Source organism: Nonomuraea sp. NPDC000554, assembly GCF_040300065.1.
In the GTDB taxonomy this organism is placed as follows: domain Bacteria; phylum Actinomycetota; class Actinomycetes; order Streptosporangiales; family Streptosporangiaceae; genus Nonomuraea.
The window spans coordinates 359,072-371,973 of record NZ_JBEPDC010000003.1 but is presented as its reverse complement, the minus strand read 5'-3'; the positions used below and the strand labels follow the sequence as shown (position 1 = coordinate 371,973).

Below are 12,902 nucleotides of genomic sequence, written 5' to 3'. Positions count from 1 at the left end.
CAGTACCTCGTCCTGTCGGGCCTGCTGTTCGCCATCGGCGCGATGGGCGTGCTGATCCGGCGCAACGCGATCGTGGTGTTCATGTGCGTCGAGCTCATGCTCAACGCCTGCAACCTCGCGTTCGTCACCTTCGCCCGGCAGAACGGCAACCTCGAAGGCCAGATCATCGCGTTCTTCGTGATGGTGGTGGCCGCGGCCGAGGTCGTCGTCGGCCTGGCCATCATCGTGACGATCTTCCGAACCCGCAGGTCCGCGTCCGTCGACGACGCCAACCTGCTGAAGTACTAAGAGGTGACTGGTGGAATCTCCTGTTGAGATCGTCCAGCACACCACCGGTGGCGTGATCGGTGTCTCCTGGCTGATGATCCTCCTCCCTCTGCTGGGGGCGGGCATCATGCTGGTGTTCAACCGGTTCACCAACCGGTGGGGCCATCTGCTGGGCGTGGCCATGTCCCTCGCCTCGTTCGTCGTGGCGGTGCTGGCGTTCTTCGAACTGATCGGCCTGCCTGCTGAGCAGCGCCGTCAGGCCGTACACCTGTACGAGTTCATTCCCGGCATGGTCGACATGGGGTTGCTCATCGACCCGCTGTCGATCAGCTTCGCGCTGCTGATCACCGGTGTCGGATCGCTGATCCACATCTACTCGATCGGCTACATGTCCCACGACCCCGAGCGGCGCAGGTTCTTCTCCTACCTGAACCTGTTCGTCGCCGCGATGCTCCTGCTGGTGCTGGCCGACAACTACGTGGGCCTGTTCATCGGCTGGGAGGGCGTGGGCCTGGCGTCCTACCTGCTCATCGGGTTCTGGCAGTTCAAGCCGTCGGCCGCGGTCGCCGCCAAGAAGGCGTTCATCGTCAACCGCGTCGGCGACCTCGGGCTGCTCGTCGCCATGTTCATCATCTGGACCTCGTTCGGCACCCTCGCCTTCGGCGACCTCGGCGCCAAGGTCGGCACCGCCTCCAACGGCACGCTGACCGCGATCGGCCTGCTGCTGCTTCTCGGCGCGTGCGGCAAGTCCGCCCAGCTCCCGCTGCAGTCCTGGCTGCTCGACGCGATGGAGGGCCCGACCCCGGTCTCGGCTCTCATCCACGCCGCGACCATGGTCACCGCCGGCGTCTACCTGGTGGTCCGCTCGGGCGCGTTCTTCTTCCCCGAGGGGTCGGCGCAGTCGCTGGCCGTCGCCATCGTCGGCGCCGCCACGCTGCTCGCCGGTGCCATCATCGGTTGCGCCAAGGACGACATCAAGAAGGGCCTCGCCGGTTCGACGATGTCGCAGATCGGCTACATGATGCTCGGCGCGGGCCTCGGCCCGGCGGGCTACGCCTTCGCGATCGGCCACCTGATCACGCACGGCTTCTTCAAGGCCGACATGTTCCTCGGCGCCGGATCGGTCATGCACGGCATGAACGACGAGGTGAACATGCGCAAGTACGGCGGGCTGCGCAAGGCGATGCCCGTCACGTTCGCCACGTTCATGGTCGGCTACCTGGCGATCATCGGCTTCCCGCTGCTGTCCGGCTACTTCACCAAGGACGGCATCATCGAGACCGCCGTCGAGCACAACCAGGTGCTCGGCTGGCTGGCCGTGCTCGGCGCGGGCATCACCGGCTTCTACATGTCGCGGATGGTCTTCATGACCTTCTTCGGCGAGAAGCGCTGGGACTCCGAGGCGCACCCGCACGAGTCTCCGGCCGTGATGACCTGGCCGCTGATCATCCTGTCGATCGGCTCGGTCTTCCTGGGCGGTTACCTCATCCTGAGCAACACGCTCATGAAGTTCCTCGGCCCGGCAGTCGGGCTGCCGGAGGAGCTGCCGAGCTTCCACTTCGCCAGCGTCCCCGGCCTCGCCACGCTGGCGCTGGTCGCGGTCGGCGCCGCGTTCGCCTGGGTGCGGTACGGCAGGGCCGAGGTGCCGGTCGTGGCTCCCCGCGGTTCGTTCCTCACCACCTTCGCCCGCCGTGACCTGTACGGCGACGCGCTCAACGAGTCGCTGCTCATGCGTCCCGGCCAGTGGCTGACGCGGCTGGCGGTGTTCTTCGACAACCGGGGCGTCGACGGCCTGGTCAACGGCCTGGCCGCCGGCATCGGTGGGAGCTCAGGGCGCCTGCGGAGGCTCCAGACGGGCTTCGCCAGAACGTACGCGCTGTCCATCCTGATCGGCGCCGCCCTGCTGACCGGCGCCCTGCTCCTCGTTGGGAACATCTGATGTCGTCACTCTGGCTCCCGATACTCATGGCGGTGCCCGTCCTGGGCGCCATCGTGGTGGCGCTGCTTCCCAAGGGCAGTGACAACCTCGCCAAGCAGGTCACGCTGGCGGTCTCGCTGGTCGTGATGGTGCTGACGATCGTCATGGCCGTCCTGTTCGCCCAGGACAAGAGCCCCGACAGGTTCAAGTTCGCGGCCGCCTACGACTGGATCCCGAGCTTCGGCGTGAAGTTCGGCGTCGGGGTCGACGGCATCGCGGTCGTGCTGATCGCGCTGTCCGCGGTGCTGGTGCCCATCGTGGTGCTCGCGTCCTGGCACGACGCCGACGGCGTCAAGACCGCCGACGGCACGCTCGTCACGCCCAAGCGGTCGGTCAAGACGTACTTCTCGCTGCTGCTCGTCCTGGAAGCGATGATGATCGGCGTCTTCGCGGCGACCGACGTCTTCCTGTTCTACGTCTTCTTCGAAGCCATGCTGATCCCGATGTACTTCATGATCGGGTCGTACGGCGGCGCCCAGCGGTCCTACGCGGCCGTCAAGTTCCTGCTGTACTCGCTGTTCGGCGGGCTGCTCATGCTGGTCGCGGTCATCGGCCTGTACGCGATCGCCGGCAAGCACACGTTCATGTTCCCCGAGCTGATCGGGGCCATCCAGGACCCGGCCACGCAGAAGTGGCTGTTCGCCGGCTTCTTCATCGCCTTCGCGATCAAGGCGCCGCTCTGGCCGGTGCACACCTGGCTGCCCGACGCCGCCGCGCAGGCCCCGGCGGGCGCGGCCGTCCTGCTCGTGGGCGTGCTCGACAAGGTCGGCACCTTCGGGATGCTCCGCTTCTGCCTGGAGCTGTTCCCCGACGCCGCCAAGGCGTTCACGATGCCGATCGTGGTGCTCGCGGTCATCAGCATCATCTACGGCGCGATCGTGGCGATCGGGCAGAGCGACATGAAGCGGCTCATCGCGTACACGTCGATCTCGCACTTCGGCTTCATCGTGCTGGGCGTGTTCGCGATGTCGCAGATCTCCCAGGCCGGCGCGACGCTGTACATGGTCAACCACGGCTTCGCCACCGGCGCGCTGTTCCTGGCGGCCGGGTTCCTGATCGCCAGGCGCGGGTCGCCGCACATCGCCGACTACGGCGGCGTCCAGAAGGCCGCCCCGCTGCTCGCGGGCTTCTTCCTGGTCGCCGGTCTGGCGGGGCTGTCACTGCCCGGCCTGTCGTCCTTCGTCAGCGAGTTCATGGTCATGATCGGCGCCTACTCGAGCACCGCCTTCGGCGCGGGCGCGCTGTCGGTCGCCTCGATCATCTCCGCGGTGGCCGTGATCCTCGCCGCCGTCTACATCCTGTGGATGGTGCAGCGGGTCATGAACGGGCCGACCGCCGAGCCCGTCAAGGCGTTCAAGGACCTGAACGTGCGCGAGGTGTTCGTGCTCGCGCCGCTCGTCGCGCTGATCATCGGCTTCGGGATCTTCCCCAAGCCGCTGCTCGACGTCATCAACCCCGCCGTGACCCACACGCTGACCAGCGTGAAGGTGGACACGGCCATCGCTGAGAAGGGGCCCGGACAGTGAACGAGATCCAGGCGCCGACGATCGAGTACGGCACCCTGGCGCCGATGCTGCTGGTCTTCGGCGCGGCGGTCATCGGCGTGCTCGTGGAGGCGTTCGCGCCGCGCTACCTGCGCAAGTCGATCCACGTGCCCATCACGCTGCTGAGCCTGGCCGGCGCGTTCGCGCTGGTCCTCCTGCAGGTCGTCAAGGGCGATGTGGCCACCGCACCGGTCGCCATGGGCGCCGTCGCGGTCGACGGGCCCGCGCTGTTCATCTGGGGCGTGATCCTCGTCCTGTCGTTCGTCTGCGTGCTGCTGATCAACGACGAGGGCCACTTCGTCGCCTCGGCCGCCGCGGTGCCCGGCAGCGCCGACGAGGAGGAGGCCGAGACCGCCGGTGGCGCGCACACCGAGGTGTACCCGCTGGTGCTCTTCGCGGTCGGCGGCATGCTGCTCTTCCCCGCCTCGCACGACCTGCTGACGATGTTCGTCGGCCTGGAGGTCATGTCGCTGCCGCTGTACCTGCTGTGCGGCCTGGCCCGGCGTCGTCGCCTGCTGTCGCAGGAGGCGTCGATGAAGTACTTCCTGCTCGGCGCCTTCTCCTCGGCGTTCTTCCTGTACGGCACCGCCATGATCTACGGCTACGCCGGCACCGTCAGCCTGACGGGGATCAGCCAGGCCATGGCCACCGGCGCCATGCTCGACCCGCTGCTGCTGCTCGGGTTCTCGCTGCTCGGCGTCGGACTGCTGTTCAAGATCGGCGCGGCGCCGTTCCAGGCCTGGAAGCCGGACGTCTACCAGGGCGCTCCGACGCCCATCACCGCGCTCATGGCGTCCGGCACGCTGGTCGCGGCCGTGGGCGCGCTGCTGCGGGTGTTCTGGGTCGCGCTGGGCAACCTCGACTGGAACTGGCGTCCGGTCATGTGGGGCGTCGCGGCGCTCACCATGGTGGTCGGCGCGGTGCTGGCGATCACGCAGACCGACATCAAGCGGATGCTGGCCTACTCGTCGATCGCGCACGCGGGCTTCCTGCTGATCGGCGTCATGGCGACATTCGACAAGAGCACCGGCAACGTGGTCTCGCTCCAGGCGATCCTGTTCTACCTGCTGGTCTACAGCATCGCCACGGTCGGCGCGTTCGCCGTCGTCACGCTGATCCGCGACCCGGGAGGCGAGGCGGGGCACCTGTCGCGCTGGGCGGGGCTGGGCAAGCGTTCGCCGGTGCTGGCGGGCGTGTTCGCCTTCTTCCTGCTCGCGTTCGCCGGCATCCCGCTGACCAGCGGCTTCTTCGGTAAGTACGCCGTGTTCGCCGCCGCGCTCGCGAGCGGCACCGAGACCGGCGACTCGCTGGGCGGCTGGATGACCGGGCTGGTCGTGCTGGGTGTCGTGGCCTCGGCCGTGGCGGCGTTCTTCTACGTCCGTGTCATCGTGCTGATGTTCTTCAGCGAGCCCGCCGCCGACGGCCCGTCGATCGCGGTGCCCACAATGGGGACCGTGGCCGTCATCGCCGTTTCGCTGCTGGTTACGGTAGGGGTCGGGCTCTACCCTGAGCCCGTGCTCAACCTCGCCCACACGGCCGCCAACGGCCTGTTCATCAGATAGGGGATCTGTATGTCCGCGCCTCCCGTTGTTGACCTTCCCATCGAGGACGAGCGGTTGGCGCAGGACGTGGCCACCGGACTGGCGGCGGTCGAGAAGCTGCTGCGCTCATCGGTCGAGAGCGAGGACGCCTTCGTCACGGAGGCGTCCAAGCATCTCATCGAGGCGGGGGGCAAGCGCTTCCGCACGCTGATGGTCCTGCTGGCCGCCCAGTTCGGCGACCCGTCGGCGCCGGGCGTGGTGCCCGGTGCCGTGGTGATCGAACTGACCCACCTCGGGTCGCTCTACCACGACGACGTCATGGACGAGGCCCCCGTCCGGCGGGGCTCCCCGTCGGCCAACGCCCGGTGGGACAACACCGTGGCGATCCTCACCGGCGACTACCTGTTCGCCCAGGCGTCGGACCTCCTCGCGGACCTCGGCCCCGAGCTGATCCGCATCCAGGCGCAGACCTTCTCCCGCCTCGTGCAGGGGCAGATCCGCGAGACCATCGGCCCGCGCGCCGGCGAGGACGCTGTTGCGCACTACATCGACGTGCTGGCCGACAAGACCGGGTCGCTGATCGCCGCGTCCGGGCGGTTCGGGGCGCTGCTGTCCGGGGCCCCCACCGACGTCGAAGAGCGGCTGAGCCGGGCCTGCGAGGCGATCGGGCTGGCCTGGCAGCTCGGCGACGACCTGCTGGACGTCGCCTCGACGTCCACCGAGTCGGGCAAGACTCCCGGAACCGACCTGCGCGAGGGCATCCGCACGCTGCCGGTGCTCTACGTGCTGGCCTCCGACACGCCGTCGCGGCTGTCGGAGCTGCTGTCGGGGCCGGTCGCTGAGGAGGACGTCGAGGAGGCGCTGACGCTGCTGCGGGCGCATCCGGCGATGGACCAGGCGCGGGCCGAGCTGAGGACGTGGGTGGACCGGGCCCGGCTCGACATCTCCGGCCTCCCCGACATCCCAGCCAAGGCCGCCTTTTCGGCGCTATGTGACTACGTGGTCGAGCGTTCGGGCTGATTTCCGGATGCGGGCCAAGCGGGCCGTCCGGATGCTGTCGTAGGTGAAGATCGCCAGCGCCAGCCAGACGATCGAGAACCCGATCCACCGGCTCGACGGCATCGTCTCCTTGGCGACCAGCACGCCGCAGAGGAACTGCAGCATCGGCGCGATGTACTGGAGCAGTCCGATCGTGCTCAGCGGCACCCTGATCGCGGAGGCCGTGAAGAAGAGCAGGGGAACCGCCGTGATCACCCCCGCCCCTGCCAGGAGCAACGCGTGGCCCGCCCCCTGGTGCCCGAACGTCGCCTGCCCCGCCTTCTCCAGGTAGACCAGGTACGCCAGCGCCGGGCCGAGCAGCACCAGCGTCTCGACCGTGAGGCTCTCTGCCGCGCCCACGTTGGCCTGCTTCTTGACCAGCCCGTACAGGCCGAAGCTCAGGGCCAGGACGAGCGCGATCCAGGGCAGGCGGCCGTAGTCGAAGGCCAGCACGAGCACGGCCAGCGTCCCGAACCCGACGGCCGTCCACTGCAGCGGACGCAGCCGCTCCCGCAGCAGCACCACTCCGAACACCACGTTGACGAGCGGGTTGATGAAGTACCCGAGCGCGCCCTCGACGACGTGGTTGCTGTTCACGGCGTAGATGTAGACACCCCAGTTGACCGTGATGATCAACGCGGCGAGCGCCAGCAGGCCCAGCTTCCTGGGCTGTGCGAGCAGCCCTCTGAACCACGCCCAGTGCCTGCGCACGGCGAGCACCACCACGACGGCCACCAGGGACCAGGCCATCCGATGGGCCAGGATCTCCACGGCTCCCGCTGGTTTGAGCAGTGGCCAGTACAGGGGGAACAACCCCCACATCGAGTAGGCAGCGATCCCGAACAGCACACCACGTCGAGTGTCAGGCATGTCCCCTATTTTCGGGCATTACCACCTTTAAACACAAACGCGTATTGCTATCTGGGATGATGTAGCAGCTCTTAAGCGTTACAGCCTCTGTATCGTAGGCAGGAGCTGTGGAGGTGGCACGATGGGTTGGCTGTTCGGCGGCAACAAGACATCGATGGTTCGTCCCGAGGAGGCCCTGCCGGGGCGCTCGTCGATGATCCCCGTCCCGTCCAGGCACGCGGTCCTCGACGCCCCGCTCGCCCCGCCGTACCCGGAGGGGCTGGAGATCGCCGACTTCGCCCTCGGGTGCTTCTGGGGCGCCGAGCGCAAGTTCTGGCAGACGCCGGGCGTCGTCACGACCGCGGTCGGCTACCAGGGCGGCTACACGCCCAACCCGACCTACGAAGAGGTCTGCACCACCCAGACGGGCCACGCGGAGGCCGTCCGCGTCGTCTTCGACCCCGCCAAGATCTCGTACGAAGAGCTTCTCAGGATCTTCTGGGAGGCCCACGACCCCACCCAGGGCATGCGCCAGGGCAACGACGTGGGCACCCAGTACCGCTCGGCCATCTACTACCACTCGCCGGAGCAGCAGAAGGCGGCGGAGGCGTCACGCGACGCGTACCAGCGCGTCCTGACGGCGGCGGGCTACGGCCCCATCACCACCGAACTCGCCCCCGCAGGCCCGTTCTACTTCGCTGAGGGGTATCACCAGCAGTATTTGTTCAAGAACCCGAACGGCTACTGCGGCATCGGTGGCACGGGCGTCTCCTGCCCAGTCGGGCTGACGTCCGGTGAGGCGTGATCGGCCTGGCCTGATCCACGCTGGATGGATCAAAGAAGAGAACGCGAGGGTCTTCTGCGAGATCCTCGCGTCGCTCGTTGGATACGAGTTCGATGATCTCGACTGGCAGGCTGTCGAGAGTGCGCTGCCCGACACAGACGACGAACAGGAAGAACGCTGGTACGGGTACCCCTTGGTCGGTGAGGTGACCAGACTCGATCTCAGGCTCGCGCGGGCGGTGGGCGGGACAGAGATTTTGGTACCAGCGACGCGGTCAGGGGCTGGGAGGAGCTGTGCCGTCATGCCCTGGCCAATACGCGCCGATGCTTCGAGACGCTGCGGGCTGATCCCCGTTCAAGCTCCAACCGCGACCGGCAACATCGCCTACGCGGCGACCTCGCGACTCATCGTCACAACGGCAAGGACTTGGAGCAGTGGGAATTCGAGGTCACCAGCGGTGGGCGTGTGCGCTATGCCATCGATGATGTCGCCCGTACTGTCTGGGGGATCTATGCATCGCCTCGACACCCCAAGGACACCGAATAGCCAACTTATTGCTGCGCGAAACCAAGTGCTACCGCCAGTAATATCTCTTTAAGAATCCCGGAGGCTACTGCGGGATAGGCTGCACTGGCGTCATCTGCCCCGTCGGCCTCACGACCGGCGAAGCCAAGACCCAGTCGGGACGGTGAGCGTGCAAACGCTTTTCGGTTGCGGGCCCTGAAAAGCTGCTGGAAATTATCCCCCCGCGCTCGGATGTCGTTAACCGGGGGTCCTGCCCAAAGTCCGGGACGGGAGGGCGGCTTCTGGTCAAACGCTGCAAGAGGTCGCGGAAATCGTGGCGTTCTCGGGGATATCGTGCACGACCTTCTCTGGATGCCGAGGTCGCTGACTGGAACGGATGCGCAGCTTCGGAAACTCATTGAGAGCCGGCATGGTGGTCTGCGATCGGTGGGTCGTCTGCTCTGACCTGCATGTTCTTTGTCCAAGTGTCCATGGATGCCATTTGGATGAAGATCTCCTTGATGTTCGCGTTGCCGGCTGCGAGCGTGCTGGCAGTGGCCCCGGTCCGGTCAAGACGGGAATCGGGGCGTGGACCGAGACAGGAAGAGGAGAAGATGGGCTACAAGAGGCTTGTTTCCGCAATGGCAGGAACTGGCGTCGCCTTCGCGCTGCTGACCGTCCCCGCTGCCACGGCGAATGCTGAGACTTCTGTGGCGAAATCTGGTGCGCAAGCCGCGGATGTGCACAGGAAGTCAGCCGCATGCGCGAGCCCGAGGGGGAAGAAGATAACAGCTTCCTGGGGCGATGGAAACGTCTCCACGACTGTCTACTTCAACAACCACTGCAATCAGAAGCGCACCATCGAGCTGCAGTTCGTCTCGCAGCGAGATGTCTTCTGGAAGTGCATAACGGTTAACCCGCGGACGCAGGGAAGGAAGAAGATCGGCTATTCCAACCCCAACAAGGTGCTCCTGACCAAGTCGCCTACCTACTGCTAGGCACCTCGGACACGGTGCCGTCACCTTCCAGGTCGTCCTCGGGCCTTCATGCGCCTCATGACGACGGAAGACGCAGGGTGAACGTCGTGCGGACACCTGGCACGCTGGCGACCGTGGCTGTGCCGCCGTGCGCCTCGGCCAGGTTGCGCACGATGGCGAGCCCGAGCCCGCTGCCGCCGGTCTGGCGGTTGCGGGACTTCTCCGCCCGCCAGAACCGGTCGAAGACGTGGGGGAGGTGCTCGGCGCGGATCCCGATCCCCGTGTCGGTCACCTCGACGACGACCTGGTCGCCGTCCTGGCGGGCGCCCAGCGTGATGTGCCCGCCGGGTGGCGTGTAGCGCAGGGAGTTGGTGACCAGGTTGCCGATGGCCTGGCGGAGCCGTACCGGGTCCGCGGTCAGCGAGGGGTCGTCGGTGATCGCGGTGGTCAGTGTGAGCCCCGCGGCTTCGGCCCGGCCTCGGTGAGCGGTGGCCACCTGGTCGAGAAGGTCGCCGAGGTGGACGGGTTCGACGTGCAGACGGAGCTTGCCCGCGTCGGCGAGGGCGAGCTCCTGGAGGTCGTCCACGATGTGCTGCAGCAGGAGGATCTCCTCGACCAGCGAGGCGATCAGCGCCGGGTCCAACTCGGCGACGCCGTCCTGGGCTGCCTCCAGCCACCCTCTGAGGTTGCTCAGCGGGGTGCGCAACTCGTGGGAGACGTCGCTGACCATGGCCTTGCGCTGCTCCTCCATGCGCTGGAGGTGTTCCGACATCTCGTTGAACGCCGTGGCGAGCTCGCTGATCTCGCTGGTGGTCCTGACCGTGACGCGGGCGGAACTGTCCCCGTCACGCATCCGCTGCGCGGCGTGGGTGAGCGCGTTGACGGGCCTGACCAGGCGCCTGGCCGCCATGACGCTCACGCCCACGGTCAGCACGAGCACGAGGAGGGCGGCACCGGCGATCGAGGGGAGCGGGATGCGCTGGTCGGTGGCCTCGGCAGGGGAGCCGATGTACAGGTACGCCGCGGGGGCGACGTAGGGATCGAGTTGTTCCTTGCGGGCGGTGACGATGCAGGACGAGATCGTCTGATCGGGTTCAGCGGTCGGCGGCATCGGCTGCTTCTCCTTGGAGACCCAGGTGAAGTCGAGGCCGACTGAGCCCCGTTCCGCGCTCTTGCCCTTGAGGCACCTGCTGACCAGGAGGTTGAGTTGTTTCAACGCGGCCTTCTCGGTGCGCGTCGGCATGCTGAAGGTGGTGGCGTCGCAGACGCGCATCACCGTGGGGGCCTGGCTCGGCACCGGCCTCGGCTCCGGACTGGCCGCCTTGCTGGTCGTCGTCACGAGGGGCCTGCCGGCGTCGTTCGAGACGATGGGCCTGCCGGCGTTCGAGACGGTCACCTGTACGGCCTCCCCGGTACGGCCAGCGCAGGCGGCGTAGGTGTTGGCGGCTTTCATCAGCCGGGCGCGATCGCGGGCGGACAGCAGGAAGGGACCCACCGCGCGTGGATCGATACGGTCCCTGGCCGCCCCCGGCACCAGGGTCACGTCCACGGCCAGCGGGTCGACGACGGCCGACACCTTGGCGGGCAGTGGGGTCCCGGGGGTCGCCGAGTCCGCGATGACGGCGCCTTTCTCGGTGGTCAGCGCGATGCGACGGCTGTTGCGGGCGGCGAGATCGTGCACGGTGGTGGCCACGCCCGACCAGTCCGGATGGCGGGAGGCGAAGCCGAGCAGGCTGTTGTTGATCTGGGCGTCGCTGGCCAGCGTCTGACCCTGCTCGCGCTGAATGGCGCCGGAGGTGCTGCTGGCAGCCAGCCACGCCGTCGCCGTGATCGAGCAGACCGCCACGACAGCCGAACTCGTGAGCAACCTGACGAACAGCGACCTCATGCGTGGGTCAGTTTGTAGCCGACGCCGTACACGGTCAGCAGCCGGACCGGGCGGCGCGGATCAGGCTCGATCTTCTTGCGCAGGTTCATCACGTGCACGTCGACCGTGCGTTCGGTGATGAACCTGTCGAAACCGTGGATGCGCTCCAGCAACTGCTTCCTGGTGAACACCCGCTCCGGCTCGGCAGCCAGCGTCTCGATGATCCGGAACTCTGCCAGCGTGCACTCCACCAGCGTGTCCGCCGCGGTGACGGTGTGCCTGACCGGGTCCACGACGAGATCGCCCGCCTGGAACAGCTGCCGATCGGCGTCCTGGGCCTTGCGGGTACGGCGCAGCAGCGTCCGCACGCGGGCCATCAGCTCACGCGGGCTGTACGGCTTGGCGACATAGTCGTCAGCACCGAGGTCGAGCCCCAACAGCAGGTCATCCTCGGTGGACCTGGCGGTCAGCATCAGGATCGGCAGGTCGGACTCGGCACGCAGCACCCGGCAGACGTCCAGCCCATCGACCTTCGGCATCATCACGTCGAGCACCACGAGGTCGGGATCCGCCCGCCGCGCCTCGTCGATCGCGGAGCGCCCGTCGTGCACGACGAGGACCTCATGGCCCTCCCGCTCCAGATACCGCCTGAGCAGTTCGGCCTGCTTGGGATCGTCCTCGGCGACCAGTACGTACGCGCACATGGCCTGAGGCTATGTCCATGTCAGGGATGCATATGGGATCCGCATGACAAGCAAACAGGTTTCACACATTCTGTCGCCAGGCTGCGGCGGGTGAGAACCGACCTGCTTCGTATGGCTGCTGCGGCGACGCTCGCCTTCCTGCTGACCGGCTGTGTGAGCAGCGCGAGCGGCACCGTACGGCGCGAACCTGCGACCGGCGCCAGTTCCGCGAGCAGCGCCGTACGGCCCGAGCCGGCGACCGGCGCCAGTTCGAAGATCGCGACCGTCAAGGGATCTCGGATCACGGTCTACCGAAACAAGGAAGGGGTGGCACAGAGGACGATCACGAGCCCCAACGACTACGGCGCGGCGCGTGTCTTCCTGGTGGAACGTGACGAGGGCGAGTGGCTCCAGGTGCTGCTGCCGATCCGGCCGAACGGCAGCAAGGGCTGGATCAAGGCCGCCGACGTGACGCTCGCGGAGACCTCGTACCGGGTGGAGATCGATCGCGGGGCGTTCAGATTCACGGTCTACGACGGCGACCGGGCCGTCAGGACGGGCAAGGTCGCGACAGGCGAAGCGGGCACGCCGACACCTCCAGGTCGTTACTTCTTCACCGAGCTGGTGAAGCCCGCCGACCCGGGCGGGGCCTACGGCGCCTACGCCTTCGGGCTGAGCGGCTTCTCGCCGGTGCTGAAGAGCTTCGCCGGCGGCCCGGGCCAGCTGGCGATCCACGGGACGAACAAGCCCTCCGTCATCGGCACGCAGGCCAGCCACGGCTGCGTCCGGATCAGCAACGACGACATCACCTGGATGGCGAAGAACCTGGCGATCGGTACTCCGGTCGTCGTCCAGGGCTGAGGCCCGACA

General features: G+C 67.3%; 11 protein-coding genes. 8 read left to right on the top strand and 3 right to left on the bottom strand.

All coding sequences use genetic code 11. The annotated features are described in order from the left end of the window. The first annotated feature begins 42 nt into the window (after positions 1–42). From nuoK to ABT294_RS08205, 5 genes are all read left to right on the top strand, one after another. Entirely contained in the window at positions 43–288 is a 246-nt protein-coding gene (nuoK, locus tag ABT294_RS08225; RefSeq protein ID WP_235994921.1) for an NADH-quinone oxidoreductase subunit NuoK, read from the top strand. A 73-nt stretch (positions 289–361) separates the two neighbouring features. Then, positions 362–2,206 carry an NADH-quinone oxidoreductase subunit L gene (nuoL, locus tag ABT294_RS08220; protein WP_350804593.1) on the top strand — a complete coding sequence of 615 codons (1,845 nt, stop codon included), beginning with the start codon at positions 362–364 and terminating at the stop codon, positions 2,204–2,206. Further along, positions 2,206–3,771, top strand: a complete 1,566-nt coding sequence (locus tag ABT294_RS08215) for an NADH-quinone oxidoreductase subunit M (RefSeq protein WP_350804405.1) — start codon at positions 2,206–2,208, stop codon at positions 3,769–3,771. The genes nuoL and ABT294_RS08215 overlap by 1 nt, the downstream gene beginning before the upstream one ends. 44 nt (positions 3,772–3,815) lie before the next feature. After that, a complete protein-coding gene (gene nuoN / locus ABT294_RS08210; RefSeq protein WP_350804591.1) occupies positions 3,816–5,351 on the top strand; it encodes an NADH-quinone oxidoreductase subunit NuoN in 1,536 nt (511 codons plus the stop codon). A gap of 9 nt (positions 5,352–5,360) precedes the next feature. Then, complete coding sequence (locus ABT294_RS08205; RefSeq protein WP_350804404.1) at positions 5,361–6,350, top strand: polyprenyl synthetase family protein; 990 nt, start codon at positions 5,361–5,363, stop codon at positions 6,348–6,350. Here ABT294_RS08205 and rarD read toward each other — a convergent pair. Further along, positions 6,318–7,238: an EamA family transporter RarD gene (gene rarD / locus ABT294_RS08200; protein WP_350804402.1), complete on the bottom strand. Its 921-nt coding sequence runs from the start codon at positions 7,236–7,238 to the stop codon at positions 6,318–6,320. The genes ABT294_RS08205 and rarD overlap by 33 nt on opposite strands. 121 nt (positions 7,239–7,359) lie before the next feature. Here rarD and msrA point away from each other — a divergent pair, with 121 nt between their 5' ends. Both msrA and ABT294_RS08190 read left to right on the top strand, forming a co-directional pair. After that, positions 7,360–8,022, top strand: coding sequence for a peptide-methionine (S)-S-oxide reductase MsrA (msrA, locus tag ABT294_RS08195; protein WP_350804401.1), 663 nt, complete (start codon positions 7,360–7,362; stop codon positions 8,020–8,022). Positions 8,023–9,011: 989 nt separating this feature from the next. Then, complete coding sequence (locus tag ABT294_RS08190) at positions 9,012–9,503, top strand: hypothetical protein (protein ID WP_350804400.1); 492 nt, start codon at positions 9,012–9,014, stop codon at positions 9,501–9,503. A 55-nt stretch (positions 9,504–9,558) separates the two neighbouring features. Here ABT294_RS08190 and ABT294_RS08185 read toward each other — a convergent pair whose 3' ends face one another. Continuing rightward, entirely contained in the window at positions 9,559–11,370 is a 1,812-nt protein-coding gene (locus tag ABT294_RS08185) for a sensor histidine kinase (protein ID WP_350804399.1), read from the bottom strand. Beyond that, positions 11,367–12,053 carry a response regulator transcription factor gene (locus tag ABT294_RS08180; RefSeq protein ID WP_350804398.1) on the bottom strand — a complete coding sequence of 229 codons (687 nt, stop codon included), beginning with the start codon at positions 12,051–12,053 and terminating at the stop codon, positions 11,367–11,369. The genes ABT294_RS08185 and ABT294_RS08180 overlap by 4 nt, the downstream gene beginning before the upstream one ends. Before the next feature lie 90 nt (positions 12,054–12,143). Between ABT294_RS08180 and ABT294_RS08175 the strand changes: the two genes are divergently transcribed. After that, entirely contained in the window at positions 12,144–12,893 is a 750-nt protein-coding gene (locus ABT294_RS08175) for a L,D-transpeptidase (protein WP_350804397.1), read from the top strand. Positions 12,894–12,902: the final 9 nt, after the last annotated feature.